A 25935-nucleotide genomic window follows, 5' to 3' on the forward strand; every position below is an offset into this window, starting at 1 on the left:
CAGCGATTACCCTGGGGTTTTACAGCGCGATTTGCTCTAAAGGTGCGCACATCTGACGAAAACTCCTCCCTATACTGCGACATAAGGTCGCATGCATATATAGACCTATACTGACTGTGCCACTTGGCTGTAAGCGCTCCGTTGGGGGGCGATGGCAACAATGAAAGGAGTGACTGACCATGATTCATCATGTCGTAGGACTCTTCACCCACCCCGATCAGGAATGGCGAGAAATCCGTGGCGATGCAGAAGAAAGCATCAGCCACATGTACCTGACCCACACGCTGATTCTGGCGGCGATCCCCGCTATCTCGGCCTTTATCGGCACCACCCAGGTCGGCTGGGTCATTGGCAACCGCGCGCCGGTGATGCTGACCATGGAAAGCGCCCTGTGGATGACCATCATGTCGTACCTGGCCATGCTTGGCGGCGTGGCGGTGATGGGTGCTTTCATCCACTGGATGGCCCGGACCTATGACGCCAACCCGAGCCTGGCCCGCTGCGTCGCCTTTGCCACCTACACCGCGACACCGCTGTTCGTCGGCGGCCTGGCGGCGCTGTATCCGCATATGTGGCTGGGGATGATCGTCGGCACGGCGGCGATCTGCTACACGGTGTACCTGCTCTACGTCGGGCTACCGACCTTCATGAACATCCCATCGGACGAAGGATTCCTGTTTTCCAGCTCGGTCCTGGCGGTAGGACTGGTGGTGCTGGTAGCGATCATGGCCTTCACCGTGATTGTCTGGGGCCTGGGCGTCGGCCCCGTGTACACCAACTGACGCCGCACCAATAATAATCCTCCATCTGCCAACACAGGCCGCCGCAAGGCGGCCTTCTTAATGGGCGCTCCTGCGACCATTCGGCGCCTGGGCGATTCGGATTAGCCGCTCTTTGCGGCATACTCAGCCGCTCTGGAGAGCCGTTAAGCATGCCCGAGCAACTCAATACCCGCGTCGAAGACTGTTTCCTACTCGCTGAATCCTTTTTCAAACGTCCTTTCAAACGCCCGGTGGTCAGCCTCAAATTACGAGGCCAGAAAGCCGGCGTTGCCCACTTGCACGAAAACCTGCTGCGCTTCAATCCCCAGCTGTACCGGGAAAACAGCGAAGACTTTCTCAAGCAGACCGTGGCCCACGAAGTCGCGCACCTGATCGCTCATCAGTTGTTTGGCGAGCGCATTCAGCCCCACGGCGAGGAGTGGCAACTGATCATGCGCGGGGTGTATGAACTGCCGCCCAATCGTTGCCACACTTATGAAGTCAAACGCCGCAGCGTGACCCGCTACATCTACCGCTGCCCCTGCGCCGAAAGCGATTTTCCGTTTTCGGCGCAACGCCACAAGCTGGTGGCCCAGGGACGTCGCTACCTGTGCCGACGCTGTCGGCACACCCTGGTGTACAGCGGCGAAACCCGGGTCGAGTGATGGCATCAAGGCGCTTCGCCGGCAAGCCGACGCCTAGGCAATGACCTGGCTGCGTCGCAGTTCCTCGATACGTTCAGCGCTGTAGCCAAGCTCCGCCAGCACCTGATCGGAATGGGCGCCCAGCCTGGCGCCGATATGCCGCGGTTCGGGCAAACCGTCGGAGAATTTCAGCGGACATGCCATCTGGGTCTGGAGGCTACCGTCTTCCCGGGGGACCTGGCTCAGCAGTTGCCGAGCCTGCAATTGGGGGTGCTCCACCGCCTCGGCCAGGCTGAGCACTGGTTCGACACAAGCGTCGAGCCCGGCGAACAACTGGCACAGCTGGGCAAAGTCATGTTTCTCGAACTCGATCTGCAAGGCCTGCTTGAGGGCCCTTTGCTGCTCGGGCAACGGGGACAAACCCTGGGCCGCCAGTTCTGGCCGCCCCAGGGCCTGACACAGCTGCTGCATGAACACCGGCTCCAGGCTGCCCACCGATAGCCAACGACCATCCCGGCTGCGGTAGTAGTCGTAGAAGCTGCCACCATTGAGCACCTGCTGCTCCATTCCCGGCTCTACCCCGCAGGCCAGGTAACCGGCTCCGGCCATGGCGTTCAGGCTGAACACGCAATCGGTCATGCTGATATCCAGGTGCTGGCCCTGGCCGCTATGCTGCCGGGCGATCACTGCCGCCAGCAGGCCGATCACACCGTGCAGCGAGCCCCCGGCAATATCCGCCGCCTGGATGCCCAGAGGCAACGGCCCCTGGTCGCGGCGTCCGGTCTGGCTGGCGAGCCCGGCCAGGGCCAGGTAGTTGATATCGTGCCCGGCGCGGTCCTTGTAGGGTCCGGTCTGGCCATAACCGGTAATGGAGACGTAGATCAGCCGCGGGTTGATCGCCTTCAAGGCCTCGTACCCCAACCCCAGGCGCTCCATCACGCCCGGTCGAAACTGTTCGAGAACGATGTCGTGGTCCTGCAGCAGTTGCCGGATCACCTCCAGCGCCTCGGGCCGCTTGAGGTCCAGGGCCAGGCTGCGCTTGTTGCGGTTGAGATAGGCGTGACTGGCGGATACACCGTGGTCGTGGGGTGGCAGCACCCGTAGCAGGTCCATGCGGGTTGGCGACTCGATGCGCAGTACCTCGGCCCCCATGTCCGCCAGCAGCAGCGAGGCGAACGGCCCCGGCAACAGGGTGGAGAAATCCAGTACCTTGAGTGACGCCAACGGCCCTTGCATGTGCACTCTCCTCTTGATCGATTGCTTCAGAGTAGGCAGCCGCGAGCAGCGCAACAATTACCACAACGGTCAGCCGGACTGACCGTTGTGCTCAATCTCCAGGCAATAAAAAACCCGCCGTAGCGGGTTTCTTATATTCAGCAAGACTTACTTGATGCTCGGTGCCGGGCCTTCAGCCACACCCAGATCGTCGGTTTCACGGGTGTCGATGATCGCACGACCACCAGACGCCAGCTCGACCTGCAGTTTGTCTTCGTCCAGTTCCTTGACCCACTTGGCAACGACCAGGGTAGCCACGGCGTTGCCCACCAGGTTGGTCAGGGCACGGGCTTCGGACATGAAGCGGTCGATACCCAGAATCAGCGCCAGACCGGCCACCGGCAGGTGACCCACAGCCGACAGGGTGGCGGCCAGAACGATGAAGCCACTGCCAGTCACACCAGCAGCACCTTTGGAGGACAGCAGCAGCACCAGCAGCAGGGTGATCTGGTGAGTGATGTCCATGTGGGTGTCAGTTGCCTGGGCAATGAACACCGCCGCCATGGTCAGGTAGATCGAGGTGCCGTCCAGGTTGAAGGAGTAACCGGTAGGAATCACCAGGCCGACCACCGACTTCTTGGCACCCAGGCGCTCCATCTTGATCAGCATGCGTGGCAGGGCCGATTCCGAGGACGAGGTACCCAGCACGATCAGCAGCTCTTCGCGGATGTAGCGGATCAGCTTGATCACGCTGAAGCCGTGGGCGCGGCAGATGCCCCCCAGGATCACCAGCACGAATACCACGCAAGTGATGTAGAAGCAGATCATCAACTGGCCCAGTTGCACCAGGGAGCCGACGCCGTAGGCACCGATGGTGAAGGCCATGGCACCCAGCGCACCCAGGGGCGCCAGCTTCATGATCATGTTGATGATGTTGAACATCACGTGGGCGAAGCGGTCGATGAAGTCCAGCACCGGCTTGCCGTAGGCACCCAGGCGATGCAGGGCGAAACCGAAGATCACCGAGAACATCAGCACTTGCAGGATGTCGCCGTTGGCGAAGGCACCCACGATGGTCGACGGGATCACGTTGAGGATAAAGCCGACAATGCTCTGGTCATTGCCCGCAGTCACATAGGCTGCGACTTTTGAAGCATCCAGGGTCGAGGCGTCGATGTGCATGCCAGCACCCGGCTGCACCACATTGACCACGATCAGGCCGATCAGCAGGGCAATGGTGGAGACGATTTCGAAGTACAGCAGCGCGTAGCCGCCAGTCTTGCCCACCGATTTCATGTTCTGCATGCCGGCGATACCACTCACCACGGTGCAGAAAATGATCGGCGCAATGACCATCTTGATCAGTTTGATGAACCCATCACCCAGAGGCTTGAGGGCCACGCCGGTCTGAGGATAGAAGTGACCGAGCAGGATGCCGATGGCGATGGCAACGATCACCTGGAAATACAGGGATTTGTACAGTGGCTGACGAGTCGTCATTGCAAAGTTCCTCAAGAGCCCCGGCATACAGCTTCCGTCGATGCATGCGGTGCCTAAAGTGCGAACCCTCCTGCGCTGGAGGGATTTGTTGTGTCGAACTGCGTGCTGGCAGATCTTCCGGCTCTATCGCAAAGCCCGTGCCACCTTGTAAAAAAGCCCTACAGGCCTTTAGACATCAGGGGGACAGGCCGATCTTGGCTTCCACTGCACCCGGCGCCGCTGGCGGATTTCCGCCCATTCGCCGAGTCTCGTCCTACAATTTGGCGGATATCCGCCTTGCTCCCTCATAGGGGGCTGGCTAACATCCGCCACTCAATGGACGGACCAGCCTTCATGCGCGAACGCACCATCGCCAGCCACTTTGCCCGTGCCGCCTTAGGCGGTGCACGTCGTCGCGGCTACGATTACGGGCCGCTTCTGCAGCAGCTGGGCATCAGTCCAGAGCTGCTGAGCCAGCCCAAGGCACGCATCGCCCCCGAACAATTCACCAGTCTGCTGCAGCAACTGTGGCTGGCGTTGGACGACGAGTACCTGGGTTTCGGCAATGGCCCCAGCAAACGCGGAACCTTCGCCATGATGTGCCACGCGCTGATCCACTGCCGCACCTTGGAAAAAGCGCTCAATCGCGGCTTGTTGTTTTACAGCCTGTTTGCGCAAGCACCGCGCCTTCGTCTGACGCACGAAGGAGAAATGGCCCGCCTGAGCCTGGATGATTCTGAGTTATGGGACCCGGAGCACTTTCTTAGCGAAAGCCTGCTGGTGATCTGGCATCGCCTGGGCAGTTGGCTGATCGGCCAGCGCATACGCCTTGAACAAGCCTGCTTCAGCTACCCGAAACCCGAACACGGCGCAGAATACGATTTGCTGTTCCCCTGCCCACTGCTGTTCAGCCAGGAGCACAGCAGCCTGTTGTTCCACAGTCGCTACCTGGGCATGCCGCTGCTACAGGATGAACGTACCCTCAAGCACTTTCTTGAGCGCTCCCCCGCCGACCTGCTGTCACGCCCGGACCAGGGCGACAGCCTCAGCAGCCAGTTGCGGCGTCTGCTCAGCCGAGACCAGGAGCGCTGGCCCGACCTGGAAAGCGTTGCCCAGCACCTGCACGTCAGCCCGCAGACATTGCGTCGCCATTTGCGCGAAGAAGGTTCGAGCTTTCAGGCACTCAAGGATGAACTGCGCCGTGACATCGCCATCTACCACCTGGGGCGGGCTGACCTGTCATTGCAACAGATCGCCGAGCAATTGGGCTTTTCCGAACCCTCGGCCTTTCATCGGGCATTCAAGAAATGGACTGGCCTGACCCCTGGCGCCTATCGCGCCCGGGAGCAGTAGCCAAAGCGCCCTTTACAGGGCCGGGAAGTGAATCCTGAAGGCCGCACCGCCCAAGGCTGAATCCCCCAGGGTCAACTGCGCGCCATAACTCTCGATGATGTCCTTGACCACCGCCAGGCCTATGCCCTGCCCTGGGTGCTGGCGATCAAGACGCTCGCCACGCTGGAGAATCCGTGCTCGCTGATCGGGTGGCACACCAGGGCCATCGTCCTCCACACACAGCTCTGAGCCATCCAGAGTCTCGCGCACACTGATGCGTACCGAGCTCAGGCACAGGCGGTAGGCGTTCTCCAGCAGATTGCCAAGCAACTCCAGCAAGGCCCCGTGCTCGATCGGCACATAGCAGCGCTCGGGCAAATCGAAGGACACGCGCACCTGCTTGTCGCGATAGACCTTGTCCAGGGTGTCGCACAGGCTTTGCAGCACCGGCCGCAGACGTACCTGATGGCGCACCAGGCCACTCTTGCGCAGGCTGGCACGCTGCAACTGGTAGCTGATCTGCTGGCTCATGCGCTCGATCTGCGTCTGCAGGACCCAGGCCTGCTCCCGATCCTGAGGCCGTTGCGCCATGTCCTCGCTGACCCCTTGCAACACCGTCAACGGGGTTTTCAGGCTGTGGGCCAGGTCATCCAGGGAGTCCCGGTAGCGGCTACGCTGCTCGCGCTCGCTTTGCAGCAGGCGGTTCAAGGAGCCGGTCAGGCGCAACAGCTCCCGCGGATGCTCCTCACTGAGGCTTTGGCGGGTACCGCTCTCGATCTGGTCCAATTCCTGGCTCAAGCGTCGCAGGGCCTGCAAACCCCAGGTCAACCCCAGCCAGAGCAATGCCAGCAGCACCAGCAACGCCGCACCAAAGCCCAGATAGAGGTTTTCCCTGACCCCTTCCAGAGTCTGCTGGTACTCACGCACCGGTTGCAGTGCAACGATACTGAAAGCCGCGTTCTTGCCCCCCAACAACTTGATCTCGACGTCGTAGACGAAGAACTCCTGGCCATTGGCTTCACGGATTCTGGCGAACTCGTTACCGCGTCCGTCGTACCGCGGCCGGTAATTGATGTTCTCTTCCTGGGTGGCCCGGGAGCGCCAGACCAGATGCCCCTCTCGGTCATAGATGTAGCCCAGCAAGCGACTGTCGGCGAGATTGAAGCGCTCGTCCGGCAGTTGTGCAGGCATCTGCAGGCGGTTGTTTTCAATCCGCGCCGCCGAAATCAGGGTGGTGACGTCGGAAGCCAGGCGCTGCTCGATGGAGTCCTGCAGCGCCAGGCTGAAGGCCCCCTGCATGGCCGGCAGCAACGCCAGCATGAACAGCACCGCCAGGGTGGTCGCCGCCAGCATCAGCCGCAGCCGCAGCGATCGAATCATCGGCAGCGCTCGTTGAACAGATAGCCCAGGCCGCGCACCGTATCAATCGGCTTGAAGCCCGACGGCCCCTCCAGCTTGCGCCGCAGCCGCCCCACCAGCACCTCGATGACGTTCGGATCACGCTCGTCATCGTCCGGGTACAACTGCTCCATCAGCCGGTCCTTGGCCACCACCTGCTGGTGATGGCGCATCAGGTACTCGAGGATCCGGTATTCGTAGGCGGTCAGGGCCAGGGGTTGATCATCCATGGACGCCTGCTTGCGATTCAGGTCCAGCAGCAAAGGGCCGGCAATGATGGTGGACTGGGTAAAACCGCTGGAACGCCGCAGCAACGCATTGAGCCGTGCATCCAGCTCTTCGAACTGAAACGGCTTGACCACATAGTCGTCGGCACCGGCGGCCAGGCCTTCGACCTTGTCCTGCCAATTGCCGCGGGCGGTGAGGATGAGGATCGGAAACGTCTTGCCACGGGCACGTAACTGACGGATCAGATCCAGTCCGCCCATGCCAGGCAACCCCAGGTCGATCACCGCCAGGTCGTGATTGAACTGCTCGGTCTGGTACAACGCCTCCTCGGCGTTCGCCACAGACTCGACCACATGGCCACTGTCGGTGAGGCGGGTTTGCAGGTGATGGCGCAACAGCGCCTCATCTTCGACGACCAGCAACTTCATAACGCTCTCCCAGGCAAAATTCGACATCTCCAAGGGCGCCCCTGCGCCCTGACGATCAATGCGCCAGCGCCGGACCGTGCCCAAGGCACAGTCCGGCGCGGTTCAGGCCAGGCCGCTTATCAGAAAGCGTAGTTGGCCGACAGATAAGTCTGGGCACTGCTGGTAAGGCTCAAGGAACCTTGCTTGCTGCCGCCCCGCTCGCTCATCTCGGTCCCGGCATTGCTGCGCAGGTAACGGTAGCCGAGCTCCACCGAGGTATTTTGTGAAACCTGCTGCAGGACACCCGCCTGCACTCCCACCGCGTAACCGATGTCGCTATCGCGGCTGAAGCCCGGGGATTCCTGGGTCAGCTTGGTCAAGCCGGCGGTAGCACCGCCAAACAGCTTGGTGCTACTGGTCACCGGCAGGAACATATCGTAACTGCCCAGCAGATTTTGCTGACGCAGTTTAATGCCATTGTGAGAGCCGGAAACGTAATCGTAAGTGGCGTAGTAACGGCCCTGGTCATTCTGTTGACCGAAACGCACACCCCAGGTGTTGTCCTTGCCGATCACACCATCGGCGTTCGGATGCCCGAGATTGCTGTTGAGCTGGCTGGATTTTTTAACCTTGTCGCTGGTCTGGCCATAGGTCAGGCTGGCGAAGTTACTGTCAGCGGCTTGGACGGCGGCGCTGGCGCCGAGAACGGTAAAGGCCAGGATCAGTTTTTTCAATGAAGTCATAGGAAGTTTCCTTTGCGCTATTGGCTTTTTGGGTACGGGGCTAGAGTAAACAGCCCGCCCTGAACTCCCCCTGAACACACTCTTAACCTCGCCTGAACCAGATCCATCTAGCTGTCTTGAGGCATTTCAACCTGCACAACGCTCTCGCCCAGCTTTCTGAGTCCCCTCTCTGCACCACACACCGCTACCCTCGAACTCTTCAACCCGGCAAACTAGCGGCCATGAATGCACTCCCCCCTCTCCCCGCTTGCTGTACCTCTCTGGATGCCTCCTGGCCCCTGCCGGAGGCCTTGCCCCATACCCTTTGGCTGAGCACTCGGTTCGATCCCGGGCAATTGGCTGCGGATGATTTCCAGCGCAGCGGCATTGAAGCACCGCCCAGCATCCAGCGCTCGGTGGCCAAGCGCCAGGCCGAGTTCCTGGCCGGACGCCTGTGTGCCCGGGCCGCCCTGTGGCAACTGCAGAATGTGGATTGGGTTCCTCCGATCGGCGCCGACCGGGCGCCGATCTGGCCCGAGCATATCTGCGGTTCCATTACCCACGGCACCGGCCGCGCCGCCGCCATCGTCGCCGACAAACAGCACTGGCGAGCCTTGGGAATAGACCTGGAAAAGCTGCTGAGCAATGAGCGCGCGGCCAATCTGGCTGAGCAGATCCTCACGCCGGCGGAACTGCAACGTCGGGACCTGTTGCCCCCTGCGTTGCACGCCCTGGCGGTGACCCTGACCTTCTCGATCAAGGAAAGCCTGTACAAGACCCTGTATCCATTGGTGCACAAAAACTTCTACTTCGAACACGCCGAAGTACTGGAGTGGTCTATAGAGGGCCAGGTCCGAGTGCGCCTACTGACGGACCTGAGCGATGAATGGCACCACGGCAGTGAGCTACAGGGGCAGTTCGTGGTCGAGGACAACCAGTTGCTCAGTCTGATCGCCATCAAGGCCGCCCCGCCGACAATCCTCAGCGGGGCTCCTGCTGCCGGGGCCAGCTGAGGCTGAAGCAGGCCCCCCCGAGGCTCTTGCTCTGGCTGATCAGGGCACGGCCGTCGTGCCAGTGGATGATTCGCCGCACGATCGACAGCCCCAACCCATGACCGCCAGAAGCCCGGGTGCGACTGTCATCCAGCCGCAGAAAAGGCGTGAAGATCTTTTCCCAGGCACTTTCCGGCACGCCGGGACCGTCATCCTCCACATCCACCCGACAGCGCAACTGGCCCACCTGATAACTGACAGTGACCTGGGATTCCGCATGGCGCATGGCATTGCTCACCAGATTCTGCAGCGCCCGGTGCAGATAGCGCGGCTCGGCCTCGACCCAGGCCCCGTCGCACTCGGCGTCGGACAGGCACAGCCCACGCTGGACCTTGAGGTTGGCCCGCAAGGGTGCCAGTTCGCTGATCACTTGGTTAATCAGGGCATCCAGGTCGATACGCTGGAAGTTCAAGGCCGGCGAGCCCTGTTCCAGGCGGGCATAGGTGAGCATCTCGTCCACCAGACGATCCAGGTCCTGAATATCGTGATCCATACCATCCAGGTACTTCTGTCGCGCCTGATCGGTACTTGCCGAAGCAATCATCTCCAGACCAAAACGCAACCGAGCCACTGGTGTACGCAACTCATGAGAGACCGCCCGCACCAGTTCGCGCTGGATCGCCAACAAGCGTTGCAAATGCTCGGCCATGCCGTTGAATGCAGCCGCCAGGCGCCCCACCGAATCCACACCACGAGCCGGCACGCGAGTTTCCAGGCTGCCCTTGGCAATTTTCGTGGCTGCCGATTCCAGGCCGCTGAGACGTCGCTCCAGTTGGCGTACCAATAAATAGACGATCAGGCCGATCAAGCTCAGGCCGAGCACGGCAATCAGCACCAGCCATTGCGGCGGATAAGGGTTCATCTGATACAGAGGGCCGATTTCCAGCACCCAGGGCGTCCCCACCAACCCCGCAAATACCCGGATCGAATCACCGCCCTTGCCCAGGGCCATCACCGTATCGCCCTCGGCCACCCGTCGGCGCTGGTCCTCATCCATATCGGCGGCATCCAGGGTGGACAGGTGCATATCGAAACCAAACCCCTTGGCCTTCTTCAATGCCGCCAGGCGCTCAGGCTGCTCCGCCACCGGATACCGTACCAACTCGTCCGCCAGCAGATAGATGGTTGCCCGGGCCAGTTGCTCGCTGATCTGTTGCACTTCGGCACTGAGCAGCAACTGCTCCTTCTCGCTGACCAGGCGATAGACCCGGGCGGCAAAGGGCCCGATCTGCTCCACCAGCGCCTGCCCGCGCAGCACCCGGCCACGCTGGCTGCTGTCCAGGTCGGTCTGGTTGAAGGTCTTCAGGCTCAGGGGAATCCCCAACAGCCGCTCCCACACGGCCAGGGCACGGCGACGCTCGATCTCGCTCATGGGCTTGAGGTTATCCGCCATCAGCGAGAAGGTGCCGTGGGCCAGTCGTTCGCGGTACTGCTCGCTGCGCACCTCGTTGAGCAGGTGCAGAGCCAGCACCCCCAGCAGCGCCACCAGGATCAGCGCGGCGCACATGCCGCCATAGATCCGCAGGAAGATGGAGTTCACGAGGGCAAGTCGGCAGCGGCTTCAGGAACGAACAGATAGCCCTTGCTGCGAATGGTCTTGATCAGTCGCGGGTGCTCCGGGTCGTCGCCGATCTTGGGCCGGATGCGCGAGATGCGCACATCGATGGAACGGTCCTGGCCGTCATAACCTATGCCGCGCAGAGCGGTGAAGATCTCCTCACGGGACAGTATCCGCCCCGCATTCACCACCAGCAGCCACAACAGATCGAACTCGGCGCTGGTCAGCTCGATGCCGACATCGCTCAGCCAGGCTTCACGCAGGGCGTTGTCCACCACCAGAGGACCAAATTGCAGGCGCCGGGTTTTCTCCTGGGCAGGCTCCGCTGCTTCGCTGCGCCGCAGCAAGGCCTGGATCCGCGCCAGCAACAACCGTGGGCGTACCGGCTTGCAGACGTAGTCATCGGCCCCCAGGTCCAGGCCCATGACCTGATCCATGTCATCGGTACGGGCGGTGAGCATGAGGATTGGCCCGTCATAGCGAGCCCGAACCTTGCGACAGATACTCAGGCCGTCTTCGCCGGGCAGCATCAGGTCGAGTATCACCAGGTCCGGCTGCTCGGCAATGATCCTGGCGGCAGCCCGGGCGCCGTTGCCCTCGATGGCCACCTGCAGGCCGTTACTCTCGAGATATTCACGGGTCAACTCAGCCAGACGCTGGTCATCCTCGACAATCAGTACCTGCCAGGCTTCTTGCTCCACGCTCGACCTCTTTTTTATTGCCAGCATTCACTGGAAAGAAAGCACCCGTCTTTTTGTCATGAAAAAGACGGATAACCGGCCATGGAAAACGTCGCCAGCAACTCATGGACCGCGACGGATTGTAGCAACCGGGATCGGCCCACATACAAGCGACTAAAACGACTCGGTCAGGGGGATTTTTTGTGATAGGGTTCGCGCCCGCAAAAATCCGCCCAAGGCAATTTCAGGCGGTAAAAAACAGTGACAAATGGTTCCATGCACTAGGACTGCGGCCTGCGCGAGTTTTACCCAGCCCATACACAATTTACGCACAACCTTATCCACAGGCAGCACGTTGCAATCAGCCCCCAAAACGCATTATCTTGTAGCCCGCCGGCCAAAAACACCTATATCTAGGGTTTTACCCAAAAAACCAAACACACTTCAGACAAGAAACTCAAGCCCTTTTCTTGCCCCGTTTGGTGGAACCAATCGCTGTTTCAGAAGACCAAGACCGCGCGTGCGGATGGCATCGTTTTCCACCCTGTCCAGGAGAAAGCGGTACGGGTGTTGCAGCAACAAGACTGTCACCCACCAGGAATAAGGTGCCGAGCCCAGGCTCGACACCATGACTTCGGCATGGAAGCGGCGCCAATAGCCCCCTTCCTGAACTGTCCCGAAGTCGTTATGCCCGGCCTCTGCCGGCTGTAGTGCTTCAGGACGGAACGGTGGGCACCTCATTGGTGCCCAAACAAACATAGAGAACGTGGAGACACCCATGCAAACCGACACAACTCGCGAGAACCCGCAGGCCAATGCGCCGCAGGCCGCCGATTCCAACCTGGATCTGTCTGCTACCGCCCCTGGCCAATTGCGCGTGATCAAGCGAAACGGCACTGTCGTTGCTTACACCGATGACAAGATCACCGTCGCTATCACCAAAGCGTTCCTCGCAGTTGAAGGCGGCACTGCCGCTGCCTCGTCGCGAATCCACGACACCGTGGCGCGCCTGACCGAACAGGTCACCGCGACCTTCAAGCGTCGCATGCCTTCGGGCGGCACCATCCACATCGAAGAGATCCAGGACCAGGTCGAACTGGCCCTGATGCGCGCCGGCGAGCAGAAAGTTGCCCGCGACTACGTGATCTACCGTGACTCCCGCGCCAAGGAGCGTGCCACTCGCTCCAGCGGCGAAGAGACGGTACAAGCCCACCCTTCGATCCGCATCACCCGCGCCGATGGCAGCTTCGCTCCTCTGGACATGGGCCGCCTGAACACCATCGTCAGCGAAGCCTGCGAAGGCCTGGAAGAAGTCGATGGCGACCTGATCCAGCGCGAAACCCTGAAGAACCTCTACGACGGCGTGGCCCTGAAAGACGTCAACACCGCCCTGGTGATGACCGCCCGCACCCTGGTAGAGCGCGAGCCGAACTACTCGTTCGTCACCGCCCGCCTGCTGATGGACACCCTGCGCGCCGAAGGCCTGGGTTTCCTCGAGGTCGCCGAGAGCGCCACCCATCACGAAATGGCCGACCTGTACGCCAAGGCACTGCCAGCCTATGTCGCCAAGGGTATCGAGTTCGAATTGCTGAACCCGGTGCTGGCTGAGTTCGACCTGGAGAAACTCGGCAAGGCGATCAACCACGAACGCGACCAGCAGTTCACCTACCTGGGCCTGCAAACCCTGTACGACCGTTACTTCATCCACAAGGATGGCGTGCGTTTCGAACTGCCGCAGATCTTCTTCATGCGCGTGGCCATGGGCCTGGCAATCGAAGAGAAGCAACGCGAAGACCGTGCCATCGAGTTCTACAACCTGCTGTCGTCCTTCGACTACATGGCCTCGACCCCGACCCTGTTCAACGCCGGTACCCTGCGTCCACAGCTGTCGAGCTGCTACCTGACCACCGTCCCGGACGACCTGTCGGGCATCTACGGCGCCATCCACGACAACGCCATGCTGTCGAAATTCGCCGGCGGCCTGGGCAACGACTGGACTCCGGTACGTGCACTGGGCTCCTACATCAAGGGCACCAACGGCAAGTCCCAGGGCGTCGTCCCCTTCCTGAAAGTGGTCAACGACACCGCAGTAGCCGTGAACCAGGGTGGCAAGCGCAAGGGCGCTGTCTGTGCCTACCTGGAAACCTGGCACATGGACATCGAAGAGTTCATCGAGCTGCGTAAGAACACCGGTGATGATCGTCGTCGTACCCACGACATGAACACCGCCAACTGGATCCCGGACCTGTTCATGAAGCGCGTCTTCGATGACGGCAAGTGGACCCTGTTCTCGCCGTCCGAAGTACCGGACCTGCACGACCTGACCGGCAAGGCCTTCGAAGAGCGCTACGAGTACTACGAAGCCCTGACCGAGTACCCTGGCAAGATCAAGCTGTTCAAGACCATCCAGGCCAAAGACCTGTGGCGCAAGATGCTCTCCATGCTGTTTGAAACCGGCCACCCATGGCTGACTTTCAAAGACCCGTGCAACCTGCGCAGCCCGCAGCAGCACGTGGGCGTGGTCCACAGCTCGAACCTGTGCACCGAGATCACCCTGAACACCAACAAGGACGAGATCGCCGTCTGCAACCTGGGCTCGATCAACCTGCCGAACCACATCGTCAACGGCAAGCTGGACACCGCCAAGCTGGAACGCACCGTGAACACCGCCGTGCGCATGCTCGATAACGTGATCGACATCAACTACTACTCGGTGCCGCAAGCGAAGAACTCCAACTTCAAGCACCGTCCAGTGGGACTGGGCATCATGGGCTTCCAGGACGCTTTGTACCTGCAGCACATCGCCTACGGTTCCGACGCTGCGGTCGAGTTCGCCGACAAGTCCATGGAAGCGGTCAGCTACTACGCGATCCAGGCTTCCTGCGACCTGGCCGACGAGCGCGGCGCCTACGAGACGTTCCAGGGCTCGCTGTGGTCCAAAGGCATCCTGCCGCTGGACTCGCAACAGATCCTGATCGAGGCTCGCGGCCAGAAGTACATCGATGTGGACCTCAACGAAACCCTGGACTGGGCACCGGTTCGTGCCCGCGTGCAGAAAGGCATTCGTAACTCCAACATCATGGCCATCGCACCGACCGCGACCATCGCCAACATCACCGGCGTATCGCAGTCGATCGAACCGACCTACCAGAACCTCTACGTGAAATCGAACCTGTCGGGCGAATTCACCGTGATCAACCCGTACCTGGTTCGCGACCTCAAGGCTCGCGGTCTGTGGGACTCGGTGATGATCAACGACCTGAAGTACTACGACGGTTCGGTGCAACAGATCGAGCGCATCCCGCAAGAACTCAAAGAGCTCTACGCGACCGCCTTCGAAGTGGAAACCAAGTGGATCGTCGACGCTGCCAGCCGTCGCCAGAAGTGGATCGACCAGGCTCAGTCGCTGAACCTGTACATCGCCGGCGCCTCGGGCAAGAAGCTGGACGTGACCTACCGCATGGCTTGGTACCGTGGCCTGAAAACCACTTACTACCTCCGTGCCCTGGCCGCTACCAGCACCGAGAAGTCGACCATCAACACCGGCAAGCTGAACGCTGTCTCCAGCGGCGGCAACCACGGTGACGACTCGGTCCTCGCAGCGCCTGCCGGCCCTGCTCCAGTGCCGAAGGCTTGCGCCATCGACGAGCCGGATTGCGAAGCTTGCCAATAAGCTGAGCTGACAGGCGCCCATGGCGCCTGTGCCAACCCCCGATAGGCCTGCGGCTTATCGGGGGTTTTCTTTTGCCCGCAACAAAGCTGTAGAAGCCGGCTTAGCAATGAACAAGCCTCCCCATCCAAGCATGCGCAAGCCTCAAGGACGCATTCACTGGCAAGCCAGCCCCGACAACAAGCCAGCCACCTGCGATACAAGCTTGCACGCCTGCAATGCCACCCCCACCAGCGCACGCCTACGAACCCACCACCAATAAAGGAACTGGATGGCAGCAAACAGGCATGAAAAAGCCCCTCATCGAGGGGCTTTTTGTGTAGCGCTCAAGCGAACCGGTATCAGGTCATCTGGATGATGGTCTGCATGATGGTGCTCTGAGTGGAGATGGTCTTGGCGTTCGCCTGATAGTTGCTCTGCGCCTTGATCAGGTTCACCAGCTCGTTGGTCAGGTTGACGTTGGACTCTTCCAGGGAGTTGGATTGGATCGCTCCCAGGGTGCCGGTCTTCGGTGCGTCATAACCTGGAATACCGGACGAGTAGGTCTCTTTCCACTGAGTGCCGCCTACCGGCTGCAGACCTTGCTCGTTGGTGAAGCTGGCCAGGGAGATCTGACCGATCGCCTTGGTCTGCTCGTTGCTGAAGTTGGCCAGCATCACACCGGTGCCATCGATGGTCAGGCTGCTGATCTGGCCAGTGGAATAGCCGTTCTGCGCGATGATCGAGCGAGTGCTTTCGCCGAACACCGAACCGGTTTTGGTCATGTCGATGCTGACACCGTTCGCCGCAGGCTTGGCGCCGTTAGGGGCGAATACGCCATTGGTGACGGTACCCGGAGTCCAGGCGGCAGCCGACATGACAATTTTGTTGCCGGCTATGGTGTACGGCGTAGTCCCTGGCGCAGCTGGCGGGGTAATGGTGCTGAGCTTGCCCGACGAGTCGAACGTCATGGTGATCGGCGACTGGTTGGCCATGGTGAATGCAGTACCGTCCGGGTTGCGACCATCAATCAGCGTGTAGGTTTGCCACTCATTGGGGTTCGGCGTCTTGATCATGTACTGATCCATGACGTGCTTGTTGCCCTGAGAGTCATACACCGGGGTACTGAACGACTTGGTGTAGGTGGTGTTGTCGGTCGGATTGAACACATAGGCCGGAGCGGTCGAGGCCACATTGATCGGAGTCGAATCGGAGTTCAGGTTGATCGTCGAGGAGATCGAGTCGGTTGGCTTGGGCGCCAGGTTCGAGGTATCGATCCGCAGGTCGGTCAGTACACCGTTGATGATCTTGCCGTTGGCATCTACGGCATAACCTTGCAGGCGCGCAGTGCCATCACTGTTGGTGATGAAGCCTTCCTTGTCGGTCTTGAAGGTACCGGCACGGGTGTAGGTCAGCGAGCCATTGGTGCTGAGCACGAAGAAGCCCTGCCCCTGAATGCCCATGTCCAGCACGTTGCCGGTGTTGTTGATGTCACCGTTAGTGAACTGCTGAGAAACGTTGGACAGGCGTACGCCGTTACCAATCACCTGAGTACCGCTGCCCAGCTTGGTGGCCGAGTAAACGTCGGAGAATTCGGCGCGGGAAGACTTGAAACCGGTGGTTGCGACGTTGGCGATGTTGTTACCGGTGACGTCCAGCTGTTTGTTGGCAGCGTAGAGACCGCTAAGGCCGATATTGAAAGACATATTCCACTCCTTGTGCCGGTTAGTCGGCTCTAGATACCAATGGTTTGTACTTTGGACAGGGCAATCGGGCTGCTCATTCCTGCCAGGTTCAGCATCAACTCTCCGCCGGTCTGGCTGATAGTGACGCTGTTGACCGTCGCCGGCAGGTAGGTGATCAGGTCAGTGCCCTTGCCATCAATGGTGGTGCTGGCCTTGAAGGTGTAGTTACCCGGGGCCGCCTTGGTGCCATCGGTCATGGTGCCATCCCAGACAAAACTGGCGTTGCCGGCCTTCTGGCTGCCCATGTCGATGGTCTTGACGGTGTTGCCATCCTTGTCGGTGATGGTCACCTTGACCGAGCTGACGCTGGACGGAACGGTCACCGAACCGGTCATGCTCTTGCTGGTGTCAACCTGTGTGGTGCCGGACTGGACGATCACCGAGCGACCTACCAGGGACGAAGCCTGCAGAGCCTGAGACGACTTGTAATTGCCAGTGATGGAGTTCACCGAGGTATTGAGGGTCGTAATCCCTTCCAGGGTGGAGAACTGCGCCAACTGGGCAACGAACGCACTGTTGTCCTGTGGATCCAGCGGGTTCTGGTTGTTCAGCTGGGTCACCAGCAACTTGAGGAACGCGTCCTTGCCCAGGGCCTGCTTGCCGGTGGCGCTGTTCGTCGCTGCCGCCAGGCCGTCGGCGCTGGTGGTGTTCGCGGTCTTCTTCGACGAGTTGGCCAGCACATCCTTGAGGGACGGACCGCTGGTGGTATCAGTAACGCTCATTGGCTTCGCCCCTTATCACTGACCCAGGGTCAGGACCTTCTGCATCATGGTTTTGGCGGTATTCATCATTTCAGCGTTGGTCTGGAACGAGCGACTGGCGGAAATCATGTCGGCCATTTCTTCCACCACGTTGACATTGGGGTAGAAGACGTAGCCCTTGGCATCTGCAGCCGGATGATTCGGTTCGTAGCGAGCTTCCAGATTGCTCTGGTCTTCCACCACGCCCAGCACCTGAACACCTTGGCCTGCAGCATCCTGGTTCTGGAACAGCGAATCGCTGCCACCGCTCTGGGCGCCCTGGAACATGGTGGCAAACACCGGATGACGAGCGCGGTAAGTCTGGTCGATGCTCGACGACACGCTCTCGGCGTTGGCGATGTTACTGGCGACGGTGTTCAGACGAGTGGTCTGAGCGCTCATGCCACTACCGGCAATATTGAAAACACTGGCAAGGGACATGGATTACTCTCCGCGCAGGGCTGCAACCAGCCCTTTGAATTTGCTGTTGAGCAGCGTGAAGCTGGCTTGGAAGTCCACCGAGTTCTGTGCGTAGCTCGACTGCTCCAACTGGGCATCCACGGTGTTCTGGTCGATCGAGGGTTGCATCGGCGTGCGATACAGCAGCGATTCGGCGCCACTGCTCAGGCCCTGGGCTTCGATATGCCGGGTGTTGGTCATGTTCAACGCGAAGGTGCCGCTCTTGACCTTTTCGTTCTGCTCGGCGAGCACAGCGGAGAAATCCAGATCCCGAGCCTTGTAGTTCGGGGTGTCGGCGTTGGCGATGTTGTTGGCCAGCACTTCGGCACGCTTGGCGCGAAAGCCAAGAGCTTGTTCGTGAATACCGAGCGCTTTATCGAAGCTGATGCTCATGTCGGAAACCTTTGGGTGACCTGATTTTTCGTAACCTTGACTTAGCAAGCTACGTGCCAAGTCAAAGACCCCCCATAAATCAAGGGTTCTACGGCAGCGGCAAGGCGGCAATGCCAGAAAAGCGGCAATGGATTTCCGCGAAACGCCGGCAAAGCGGCAATCGACCTGCCGCTTTTCGCCCGGCCACCCGATAAAATGGCACCCACAAAAAAAGGAGGCCCTGAGGCCTCCTTTTCTATTGCTGCAACCGCCCATCATTTCGCCTGGTAGATGATTCCAGGGCTGCATTGCACCATCTGATAATGATCCGGCAGACCATTGAGCGCTTCGGAAGCGCCCAGGAACAGGTAACCACCAGGCTTCAGCGTGCTGTGAATGCGCATCAGGATGTCCTTCTTGACCTCAGCCGAGAAGTAGATCAGCACATTGCGACAGAACACGATGTCGAACTTGCCAAGGCTGGCGTAACTGTCCAGCAGGTTGAACGAGCGAAACTCCACCCGGCTCTTGATCGGTGCCTTGACCACCCAGCGCCCCGGCCCTTTAGGGTCGAAGTAGCGCTGCAGGCGCTCGGCCGACAAACCACGGCCGATGGCCAAGCTGTCGTATTCGCCGGTCTTGCAGTTATTGAGCATGGTCCCGGACAGATCGGTAGCAACAATCTGCACCCCCATCTTCAACTGGCCCATGTTGCTGCGCTCGAACTCATCGATGGACATCGACAAGGAATAGGGCTCCTGCCCCGACGAGCATGCCGCCGACCAGATCCGCAAGCGCTGATTGGGGCTGGCCTTGATGGCTTCGGGAAGCACCTTGTTCTTCAATACTTCGAAGGGATAGGTGTCACGAAACCACAAGGTTTCGTTGGTCGTCATCGCATCCACCACCATCTCGCGCAATCCGCTGCGCGGCTGGGTCTGAATCCGCTGAACCAGCTCACCCAAGGTTTTGATGCCTTGCTGTTCCATCAGTTTGTTGAGACGGCTCGAGACAAGATATTGCTTGTTTTCCCCGAGCAAAATACCACAGGCTTTTTCCAGGAAGACCCGGAACTGTTCAAAATCCAAATTACCCGTAGACAATGCTGCCGCCTCTTAAATCTTATGTTCGCCGGGGGCTGATGCCCTCAGCTGTGGTCTGCTGCTTTGATCCGGTCTACTACCCGGGATGCCAGGTCGTCAGGACGGAACTTGGCAAGGAAGTCATCGGCACCGACCTTCTTCACCATCGCCTGATTGAACACCCCTGACAACGAAGTATGCAGGATGATATGCAGCTTTTGCATGCGTGGATCGCTACGTATCTCGGCCGTGAGGGTGTAACCGTCCATTTCGGGCATCTCGATGTCGGAAATCATCATGAGGAATTCCTCTTCCGGCTTCTTGCCCTCATCCACCAGCTTGCGCAGGTAATCCAGCGCCTGCCGGCCATCGTTCAGCGCCACCACCTCGACACCCACAGTCTGCAGGCAGCGAGTAACCTGCTTGCGCGCCACTGACGAGTCGTCAACGGTCAACACCCGCAAGGAAACAGCCTTGTGCTGAGTCTCGACGTCAACCACGCCCACCGAAATAGACTCGGAGGTGGGGGCGACTTCCGCCAGAACCTTTTCAACGTCGATGATCTCGACCAACTGGTTGTCCACCCGAGTCACCGCCGTCAGGTAGTGATCACGCCCCGTGCCCTTGGGCGGCGGATGGATCTCTTCCCAGTTCATATTGACGATACGCTCCACCGAGCGCACCAAAAACCCCTGAGTCTTGGTGTTGTACTCAGTGATAATGACGAACGGATTGCTCTGATCCTGCAACCCCCCCGAACCTGTGGCCATTGCCAGATCCAGGATCGGAATGGTCGCCCCTCGAATATTCGCGACACCGCACACCACAGGGTTGGATTTGGGCATCAGGGTCAACTTGGGGCATTGCAGCACCTCGCGAACCTTGAATACGTTGATCCCGTAGAGTTGCTCACCGTCCAGACGGAACAGCAGCAACTCCAGGCGATTCTGCCCAACCAATTGCGTGCGCTGGTTTACCGAATCCATTACACCAGCCATGCCCAGACTCCCCAAAGCTTTAAGATCCGACGCACGCTCATCACTAAACGGCACGGCGCTTGCTTTTTAACTGTTATGAACGCCAAAACGACATTTTTCCGACGCCTGACATCCCCCTACCGCGCATTGCTCTGCGGGATGTCGGCGCTATGTATCCTAAACCCTGGCGGCCCTGCCGTTGCTGATTCGGTCACCCTGCCTGATCTACTTATCGGCGTCACTCAAGGGTTTCTTGAATTCACGGTAGAAGACTACCTGGCTACCAGTCAAACGGAAGGACGCTACGAAATCCAAGTCAACCAGCTGGATCCGCGTATGCGCATGCCTGCTTGCGACAAGGAATTGACAGCGAGCCTGGAAAGTCCAGCACAGCCACTGGGGCGGGTAACGGTCAAGGTCCGCTGCGAGGGAGGCTCACCCTGGACGGTGTTCGTGCCAGCCCAGGTCAAACTGTTTCGCGAAGTGGTCACCACTTCGCGCCCACTCAAACGCACCGGGATCATCGAGCCAGAAGACGTGGTATTGCGCGAGAGAGATATCAGCCTGAACAATCAGGGCTACCTGACTTCCGTGGACCAGGCCATTGGTCAGAAACTTGTCCGACCAATGGTCGCCGACCAGCTTGTTACTCTGGGTCACCTGGAACAGGCTGAAGTAGTACGCAAGGGCGATCAGGTAGTGATTTCGGCACGTAGCGGCACCCTGAACGTGCGGATGCCGGGGGAGGCACTGTCCAACGGCGGCCTGAGCGAGCAGATCAGGGTCAAGAACCTGAACTCGCAACGAGTGATCAAGGCTCGCGTCACCGCGCCGGGGCAGGTGGAAGTGGCCATGTAGATAACTGGCGCTCGACTCGCTCGTTCCCTAAACTGTGGCCGATAAAGGGTCGCAGATACCTGCGCTGGCTCGTCGACAATCGAGCCTAAAGTTTTTCAGGGTATGGCCGAAAACATGGCAAGCGTCCAAATACCCAGAGGTTTTCTTCATCATGGTCATCGACTTCAGCCGTTTAAACAGCTCCCCCTCACTGACAGGCAGTACGCGTACCAGCGCCAGCAAGGAAACCGGTGATGCCGGCAAATCCGCTGCGCTGACGACTGCAGCCGAGACCAGCAAAAGCGGGGAATCGGTACACCTCAGCAATGAGGCTCAACAGTTGCAGAAAATCACCGACAAGCTGCGCGATCAGCCTGCTGTCGACAAGGCCCGGGTGGCCGAGTTGAAGCAAGCCATTGCCGATGGCAGCTATAAGGTCGACAGCAACCGTGTAGCCAGCAAACTGCTCAACTTCGAAGCCCAGCGCTAGCCACAGGCTTGCGCCAGGCTTTTGGACGCTTAATCCCCAAGGCCAGCCATGCACGACATCAATCTACTGCAACTGATCAATGACGACCTTGCTCCAGCTCAACAACTGCTGGAGCTGCTCAGAGCCGAATCCATTGCCCTGCACGGCCGCGACATGCCGCTGCTGGAGGATATCCTGGCGCAGAAGCAGGCCCTGGTCATATTGCTGGAACAGCATGGCCGTAAGCGCACAGAGATCCTTGCCAGCCTGAACCTGCCGAGCAATCGTGCAGGCCTCGAACAACTGGCCAGTCACTCCAGCCTGGGCGATCAACTGCTCGAGCAGGGCAACCTGCTGACCCAGTTGCTCGCCGACTGCCAGGCCACCAACGAACTCAACGGCCGCTCGATCCAGATTCAACAGGCCACCACCGCCAACCAGCTGAAAATCCTCAACGGCGGCGAACCCCCAGCTCTTTATGACGCCCGCGGCTCTACCTCTATGCTTGCGAAGCCCCGCCCACTCAGTCAGGCTTAAGCCCCAAAAATGAGCGCGCGCTATCAAGCCGTGAAACATGCTGGCAAAATGCCAGACCCTGCGTGTAGTTGTATTTTGTCTGGAGATTGATGAACCGTGTTCAACGCCTCAAACGCGGAAGATGCTCCGCAGCCACCTAAGGTGTTCACCACTGCGTTGGAAATTTCCTCCAACCTGCGGCTGCTGCAAGAGAGCCACGACCCGCTGATCATCACTTTCCATGAGCGCAGCCAGCGCTTCCAGAGCTATCTGGTGGAAGTGGACCGCGATAGCAACATGATTGCCCTCGATGAAATGATCCCCCGCGACGGTGAGCGATTCATGCTGGCGGGCGAGCCATTTCGTGTTGAAGGATTTCATGAAGGCGTGCGCATCGCCTGGGAAAGCAACGGCCTGCCGACCCTCGACGAGTCCAATGGCGGTCGCTGCTACCGGGCCACCCTGCCGGACGAAGTGGTTTACCACCAGCGCCGCAACGCCTTCCGCGCTGCACTCAAGCTGGCGCAACTGGTCGACATCGAACTCAGCGGCGAAAAACTCAAGTCCCCTCTGACCGGCAAGCTGCTGGATATTTCCGCTACCGGCTGCAAGTTGCGCTTCGACGGCGATATCTCTTCGCGCCTGCAACTGGGCCAGGTGTACGAGCGCTTTATTGCCGCCCTGCCCTTCGGCAGCATGACCGCCCCGGTCGAACTGCGTTACCTGCATCACGAGGAACGTATCGACACCACCTTTGCCGGCGTACGCTTTCACAACATGAGCGGCCTGGTGCAGCGTCAGGTAGAGCGCTTCGTCTATCAGTTACAGCGTGAAGCGCGGCGCTTCGACAAAGACGATCTCTGAGCCCCACGCTCCAATGAAAACGGGCAGTGCCTTGCGGCAACTGCCCGTTTCTCGTTTCTAGGGCCGAGCCCCGCTTAAATGATCCCGAGCGCATTCATCGGGCGGCGCCTCATCCGGCGCTTGCGGCGTCTCAGGCTCCGCGGCAGGCGCGGCGTCCGGCGCGGGCGCGGTCTGCATCTGATCCTGCACCACCTGCTCATCCACCCGTGGATCGAGGGCCGCCACCAGAGGTGAGCTGGACATGCTGTCCGGCATGGCGACGTGATGCAACGGCGCATCATCCACCTGATGCAGATTGGTCACCGCCTTCGGCCGGATCCTCCAGACCAGGACCAGGGCAAAGAAACTGAAGAAGGCATACAGCATCTGACTGCCGAACAACTTCATCAGCACCCCAGCCGCCAACGGACCGATGCTCGCCCCCACGCCATAGGTCACCAGCAGCATCGCCGTCAGCGACACCCGACGATCACTTTCCACGTGGTCATTGGAGAAAGCCACCGCCAACGGATAGAGACAGAACTGCACCAGGGAACAAAGGAACCCGAGGACAAAGAGCATCTCCAGGGGGACCGACGGCAGGATCGCCAGAGGCAGGGCCACCACCGCCAGGAACAGCGCGAAACAGCGAATCAGCAACGCCCGATCATAGCGATCGGACAACCAGCCCAATGGCCACTGCACCACCAGACCGGCAAAAATGCAGCTCCCCATGAACAGGCCGACCTGCTCGGTACTCAAGCCCTGCTGCGACGCATAGAGCGGCGCAAGGCCATAGAAGGAACCCACGATCAACCCCGACCCCAGCACGGTACTCAGGGACTGGGGAACTCGCTTGATAAAGAAGCGCGGCTCCATCGGCGCCGGATGCAGAGGCGCCGGGTGAATACGCCGGGTCATGGCCACCGGCACCAGGCACAGGGCAAAGCACAGGGCCACCAGCATCAACAGTTCCAGCCCCAAAGCGGGATGCATGACCAGAATCAACTGACCCAGAACCAGCCCCAGGTAAGAGGCAATCATGTAGCCGCTGAACACCAGCCCGCGCTGATTGGCGTCGGCCTGCTCGTTGAGCCAGCTTTCGATGACCATGTACTGGCACATCATCCCCAGGCCGACGATCATCCGCAGCACCAGCCAGGCCGGCAGCCAGTCCACCAATCCGTGCCCGAGCACCGCCGCCCCGACGATCCCGGCACAAGTAGCGTAGGCGCGGATATGCCCGACCCGGGCAATCAACCGGTGCCCCAGCTTGCCCCCCAATACCAGGCCGAAATAGTTGGCCGCCATCAAGGCACCCACCCACAGGCCATCGACATGGTCGGCGGCCAGGCGAAGAGCCAGATAAGTGCTGAGCAGACCCGAGCCGATCAACATCATCAGCGAGGCGAAATAAAGCGCTCGAAAGGATTTCCAGATTTGGCGCATCGGCGTTCCGAGCGGCTCCTTGAATGAGGTGTCGGACCCTTGGTAAATCAGGGCCCGACCAGCGACGGTTCGGTTATGCCTGGGCCGCTAGCACACGCCGCTCCCAGGGAGTGATTTCATCAAAGAAGCTGGTCAACTCCATGGTCTTCGAAGCGATGTAGCCTTCGATGAACTCAGTGCCGAACAGTTCCCTTGCCAACTGACTACGCTTCAGACGCTCCAGCGCCGCATGCAAGGTACAAGGCAGCGACAGATTGTCCGGAACCTCGAACTCGCCCTGGATCGCCGCCGTGGGTTCAAGCTCATTCTCGATCCCGTGCAAACCCGCTGCCAGGCTCGCGGCAATCGCCAGGTACGGATTGGCGTCCGCGCCCGGCAGGCGATTCTCTACCCGTCGCGCCACCGGCGAACTGGCCGGAATACGCAGCCCCGCAGCCCGATTGTCATGGGACCAGCAGGCATTGTTCGGCGAAGCGTAAGGATGGCACAAGCGCTGATAGGAGTTCACGTTGGGCGCGAACAATGCGGTGAAATCCGCCAGCCCAGCCTGCAGCCCGCCGATGAAATGGCGGAACATCGCCGTCGGCTGCCCGGCATCGTCGCTGAAGACATTACGCCCGCTGCCGATCTCCACCAGGCTCTGGTGAATATGCATCGAACTGCCCGGTGTATGCGCCAGAGGTTTGGCCATGCAAACCACGATCAGTCCGTGCTTGAGGGCCACTTCCTTGAGCAGGTGCTTGAACAGGAAGGTCTGGTCTGCCAGCAACAGCGGATCGCCGTGCAGCAGATTGATCTCGAACTGGCTGACACCCATTTCATGCATGAAGGTATCGCGAGGCAGGCCCAGTGCCGCCATGCACTCGTAGACTTCCTTGAAGAACGGCCGCAGGCCGTTGTTGGAGCTGACACTGAATGCCGAGTAGCCCTCCTCTCGTCGACCGTCCAGGCCTACCGGTGGCCGAAAAGCCTGTGCCGGATCGTCATTGGCGGCGAACACGAAAAACTCCAGCTCCGTAGCCACCACCGGCGCCAGCCCCAGGGCCGCATAGCGTGCGATCACCTGCTTGAGTTGGCCGCGGGTGGAGAGTCGCGAACTTTCGCCACTGAGCTCATCCGCGTCACAAATGGCCAGCGCCCGAGGCGTCTGGCTCCAGGGCAGACGATGAATCTGCCGAGGGTCGGCATTGAGCGCCAGGTCGCCGTCGTCGCTGCCGTAAAACCGTGCCGGCGGATACCCGCCCATGATGCATTGCAGCAGCACCCCGCGAGCCATCTGCAAACGCCGCCCTTCGAGGAAGCCCTCGGCTGTCATCACCTT

The 25935-nt window shown here is 60.0% G+C and carries 24 protein-coding genes; 9 read left to right on the forward strand and 15 right to left on the reverse strand.

Translation table 11 applies throughout. The annotated features are described in order from the left end of the window. Window positions 1-179: 179 nt before the first annotated feature. Window positions 180-782 carry a Yip1 family protein gene (locus tag WIN67_RS22670; protein ID WP_102860723.1) on the forward strand — a complete coding sequence of 201 codons (603 nt, stop codon included), beginning with the start codon at window positions 180-182 and terminating at the stop codon, window positions 780-782. Between the two features lie 149 nt (window positions 783-931). Then, window positions 932-1426, forward strand: a complete 495-nt coding sequence (locus WIN67_RS22675) for a SprT family zinc-dependent metalloprotease (protein ID WP_102880572.1) — start codon at window positions 932-934, stop codon at window positions 1424-1426. Between the two features lie 33 nt (window positions 1427-1459). Here the strand turns inward: WIN67_RS22675 and WIN67_RS22680 are convergent, their stop codons facing one another. Together WIN67_RS22680 and WIN67_RS22685 are read right to left on the reverse strand one after the other, a co-directional pair. Continuing rightward, a complete protein-coding gene (locus WIN67_RS22680) occupies window positions 1460-2641 on the reverse strand; it encodes a CaiB/BaiF CoA-transferase family protein (protein WP_339070075.1) in 1182 nt (393 codons plus the stop codon). 147 nt (window positions 2642-2788) lie between these two features. Continuing rightward, window positions 2789-4120, reverse strand: coding sequence for a dicarboxylate/amino acid:cation symporter (locus WIN67_RS22685; protein ID WP_102880574.1), 1332 nt, complete (start codon window positions 4118-4120; stop codon window positions 2789-2791). A gap of 333 nt (window positions 4121-4453) precedes the next feature. On the opposite strand from WIN67_RS22685, the gene WIN67_RS22690 reads away from it, so the two are divergent. Further along, entirely contained in the window at window positions 4454-5452 is a 999-nt protein-coding gene (locus WIN67_RS22690) for an AraC family transcriptional regulator (RefSeq protein ID WP_339070076.1), read from the forward strand. A 12-nt stretch (window positions 5453-5464) separates the two neighbouring features. On the opposite strand, the gene WIN67_RS22695 is transcribed toward WIN67_RS22690, so the two are convergent. The 3 genes from WIN67_RS22695 to WIN67_RS22705 form a co-directional block, all read right to left on the reverse strand. After that, window positions 5465-6811, reverse strand: a complete 1347-nt coding sequence (locus tag WIN67_RS22695) for an ATP-binding protein (protein ID WP_102880576.1) — start codon at window positions 6809-6811, stop codon at window positions 5465-5467. Beyond that, window positions 6808-7485: a response regulator gene (locus tag WIN67_RS22700; RefSeq protein WP_102880577.1), complete on the reverse strand. Its 678-nt coding sequence runs from the start codon at window positions 7483-7485 to the stop codon at window positions 6808-6810. Before WIN67_RS22700 ends, WIN67_RS22695 begins: the two co-directional genes overlap by 4 nt. A 119-nt stretch (window positions 7486-7604) precedes the next feature. Continuing rightward, window positions 7605-8207, reverse strand: coding sequence for a hypothetical protein (locus WIN67_RS22705; RefSeq protein WP_102860716.1), 603 nt, complete (start codon window positions 8205-8207; stop codon window positions 7605-7607). A gap of 221 nt (window positions 8208-8428) precedes the next feature. Here WIN67_RS22705 and WIN67_RS22710 point away from each other — a divergent pair, with 221 nt between their 5' ends. Then, window positions 8429-9199 carry a 4'-phosphopantetheinyl transferase family protein gene (locus WIN67_RS22710; protein WP_300242699.1) on the forward strand — a complete coding sequence of 257 codons (771 nt, stop codon included), beginning with the start codon at window positions 8429-8431 and terminating at the stop codon, window positions 9197-9199. Here the strand turns inward: WIN67_RS22710 and WIN67_RS22715 are convergent. Further along, a complete protein-coding gene (locus WIN67_RS22715) occupies window positions 9168-10778 on the reverse strand; it encodes an ATP-binding protein (RefSeq protein ID WP_110594736.1) in 1611 nt (536 codons plus the stop codon). The two genes, WIN67_RS22710 and WIN67_RS22715, sit on opposite strands and share 32 nt — an antisense overlap. Beyond that, a complete protein-coding gene (locus tag WIN67_RS22720; RefSeq protein WP_102880580.1) occupies window positions 10775-11497 on the reverse strand; it encodes a response regulator in 723 nt (240 codons plus the stop codon). Before WIN67_RS22720 ends, WIN67_RS22715 begins: the two co-directional genes overlap by 4 nt. 757 nt (window positions 11498-12254) lie before the next feature. On the opposite strand from WIN67_RS22720, the gene WIN67_RS22725 reads away from it, so the two are divergent. Further along, on the forward strand, window positions 12255-15149 hold the full coding sequence (locus WIN67_RS22725; RefSeq protein ID WP_102860712.1) for a ribonucleoside-diphosphate reductase subunit alpha: 2895 nt from the start codon (window positions 12255-12257) through the stop codon (window positions 15147-15149). A gap of 338 nt (window positions 15150-15487) precedes the next feature. Here WIN67_RS22725 and flgE read toward each other — a convergent pair whose 3' ends face one another. The 6 genes from flgE to WIN67_RS22755 form a co-directional block, all read right to left on the reverse strand. After that, window positions 15488-16831, reverse strand: a complete 1344-nt coding sequence (gene flgE, locus WIN67_RS22730) for a flagellar hook protein FlgE (RefSeq protein ID WP_110594738.1) — start codon at window positions 16829-16831, stop codon at window positions 15488-15490. 29 nt (window positions 16832-16860) lie between these two features. Further along, entirely contained in the window at window positions 16861-17592 is a 732-nt protein-coding gene (gene flgD / locus WIN67_RS22735; protein WP_102860710.1) for a flagellar hook assembly protein FlgD, read from the reverse strand. A 15-nt stretch (window positions 17593-17607) separates the two neighbouring features. Beyond that, window positions 17608-18051, reverse strand: coding sequence for a flagellar basal body rod protein FlgC (flgC, locus tag WIN67_RS22740; protein WP_102860709.1), 444 nt, complete (start codon window positions 18049-18051; stop codon window positions 17608-17610). A 3-nt stretch (window positions 18052-18054) separates the two neighbouring features. Beyond that, a complete protein-coding gene (gene flgB, locus WIN67_RS22745) occupies window positions 18055-18462 on the reverse strand; it encodes a flagellar basal body rod protein FlgB (RefSeq protein WP_102860708.1) in 408 nt (135 codons plus the stop codon). A gap of 254 nt (window positions 18463-18716) precedes the next feature. Continuing rightward, the gene (cheR, locus tag WIN67_RS22750; protein WP_011062744.1) at window positions 18717-19544 is read right to left on the reverse strand and encodes a protein-glutamate O-methyltransferase CheR; all 828 of its coding nucleotides are present in this window, start codon (window positions 19542-19544) and stop codon (window positions 18717-18719) included. Between the two features lie 44 nt (window positions 19545-19588). Next, the gene (locus tag WIN67_RS22755; RefSeq protein ID WP_102860707.1) at window positions 19589-20521 is read right to left on the reverse strand and encodes a chemotaxis protein CheV; all 933 of its coding nucleotides are present in this window, start codon (window positions 20519-20521) and stop codon (window positions 19589-19591) included. Between the two features lie 75 nt (window positions 20522-20596). Between WIN67_RS22755 and flgA the strand changes: the two genes are divergently transcribed. The 4 genes from flgA to WIN67_RS22775 all read left to right on the forward strand — a co-directional run bounded on the left by flgA (window position 20597) and on the right by WIN67_RS22775 (window position 23186). Continuing rightward, a complete protein-coding gene (gene flgA, locus WIN67_RS22760; protein ID WP_110651462.1) occupies window positions 20597-21358 on the forward strand; it encodes a flagellar basal body P-ring formation chaperone FlgA in 762 nt (253 codons plus the stop codon). 151 nt (window positions 21359-21509) lie between these two features. Then, window positions 21510-21827, forward strand: a complete 318-nt coding sequence (flgM, locus tag WIN67_RS22765) for a flagellar biosynthesis anti-sigma factor FlgM (protein WP_102880583.1) — start codon at window positions 21510-21512, stop codon at window positions 21825-21827. A gap of 48 nt (window positions 21828-21875) precedes the next feature. Next, the gene (locus tag WIN67_RS22770; protein WP_102860704.1) at window positions 21876-22343 is read left to right on the forward strand and encodes a flagella synthesis protein FlgN; all 468 of its coding nucleotides are present in this window, start codon (window positions 21876-21878) and stop codon (window positions 22341-22343) included. 96 nt (window positions 22344-22439) lie between these two features. Then, the gene (locus tag WIN67_RS22775) at window positions 22440-23186 is read left to right on the forward strand and encodes a flagellar brake protein (RefSeq protein WP_102860703.1); all 747 of its coding nucleotides are present in this window, start codon (window positions 22440-22442) and stop codon (window positions 23184-23186) included. 57 nt (window positions 23187-23243) lie between these two features. On the opposite strand, the gene WIN67_RS22780 is transcribed toward WIN67_RS22775, so the two are convergent. Both WIN67_RS22780 and WIN67_RS22785 read right to left on the reverse strand, forming a co-directional pair. Then, window positions 23244-24614 (reverse strand): MFS transporter, encoded by a 1371-nt coding sequence (locus WIN67_RS22780; RefSeq protein WP_102880584.1) that lies wholly within the window; start codon window positions 24612-24614, stop codon window positions 23244-23246. Window positions 24615-24687: 73 nt separating this feature from the next. Beyond that, complete coding sequence (locus WIN67_RS22785) at window positions 24688-25929, reverse strand: glutamine synthetase family protein (protein WP_180988437.1); 1242 nt, start codon at window positions 25927-25929, stop codon at window positions 24688-24690. Window positions 25930-25935: the final 6 nt, after the last annotated feature.

Source organism: Pseudomonas idahonensis, assembly GCF_037903935.1.
Classification (GTDB): domain Bacteria; phylum Pseudomonadota; class Gammaproteobacteria; order Pseudomonadales; family Pseudomonadaceae; genus Aquipseudomonas; species Aquipseudomonas danubii.

Excerpts from the sequence above, each read along its gene's own strand:
- flgC (WP_102860709.1), bottom strand. The coding sequence starts at position 18,051 with ATGTCCCTTGCCAGTGTTTTCAATATTGCCGGTAGTGGCATGAGCGCT.
- WIN67_RS22710 (WP_300242699.1), top strand. The coding sequence starts at position 8,429 with ATGAATGCACTCCCCCCTCTCCCCGCTTGCTGTACCTCTCTGGATGCC.
- WIN67_RS22725 (WP_102860712.1), top strand. The coding sequence starts at position 12,255 with ATGCAAACCGACACAACTCGCGAGAACCCGCAGGCCAATGCGCCGCAG.
- WIN67_RS22705 (WP_102860716.1), bottom strand. The coding sequence starts at position 8,207 with ATGACTTCATTGAAAAAACTGATCCTGGCCTTTACCGTTCTCGGCGCC.
- flgM (WP_102880583.1), top strand. The coding sequence starts at position 21,510 with ATGGTCATCGACTTCAGCCGTTTAAACAGCTCCCCCTCACTGACAGGC.
- flgE (WP_110594738.1), bottom strand. The coding sequence starts at position 16,831 with ATGTCTTTCAATATCGGCCTTAGCGGTCTCTACGCTGCCAACAAACAG.
- WIN67_RS22780 (WP_102880584.1), bottom strand. The coding sequence starts at position 24,614 with ATGCGCCAAATCTGGAAATCCTTTCGAGCGCTTTATTTCGCCTCGCTG.
- WIN67_RS22700 (WP_102880577.1), bottom strand. The coding sequence starts at position 7,485 with ATGAAGTTGCTGGTCGTCGAAGATGAGGCGCTGTTGCGCCATCACCTG.
- WIN67_RS22680 (WP_339070075.1), bottom strand. The coding sequence starts at position 2,641 with ATGCAAGGGCCGTTGGCGTCACTCAAGGTACTGGATTTCTCCACCCTG.
- flgB (WP_102860708.1), bottom strand. The coding sequence starts at position 18,462 with ATGAGCATCAGCTTCGATAAAGCGCTCGGTATTCACGAACAAGCTCTT.
- WIN67_RS22770 (WP_102860704.1), top strand. The coding sequence starts at position 21,876 with ATGCACGACATCAATCTACTGCAACTGATCAATGACGACCTTGCTCCA.
- WIN67_RS22695 (WP_102880576.1), bottom strand. The coding sequence starts at position 6,811 with ATGATTCGATCGCTGCGGCTGCGGCTGATGCTGGCGGCGACCACCCTG.
- WIN67_RS22675 (WP_102880572.1), top strand. The coding sequence starts at position 932 with ATGCCCGAGCAACTCAATACCCGCGTCGAAGACTGTTTCCTACTCGCT.
- flgA (WP_110651462.1), top strand. The coding sequence starts at position 20,597 with ATGAACGCCAAAACGACATTTTTCCGACGCCTGACATCCCCCTACCGC.
- WIN67_RS22785 (WP_180988437.1), bottom strand. The coding sequence starts at position 25,929 with ATGACAGCCGAGGGCTTCCTCGAAGGGCGGCGTTTGCAGATGGCTCGC.
- WIN67_RS22670 (WP_102860723.1), top strand. The coding sequence starts at position 180 with ATGATTCATCATGTCGTAGGACTCTTCACCCACCCCGATCAGGAATGG.
- flgD (WP_102860710.1), bottom strand. The coding sequence starts at position 17,592 with ATGAGCGTTACTGATACCACCAGCGGTCCGTCCCTCAAGGATGTGCTG.
- WIN67_RS22685 (WP_102880574.1), bottom strand. The coding sequence starts at position 4,120 with ATGACGACTCGTCAGCCACTGTACAAATCCCTGTATTTCCAGGTGATC.
- WIN67_RS22755 (WP_102860707.1), bottom strand. The coding sequence starts at position 20,521 with ATGGCTGGTGTAATGGATTCGGTAAACCAGCGCACGCAATTGGTTGGG.
- WIN67_RS22690 (WP_339070076.1), top strand. The coding sequence starts at position 4,454 with ATGCGCGAACGCACCATCGCCAGCCACTTTGCCCGTGCCGCCTTAGGC.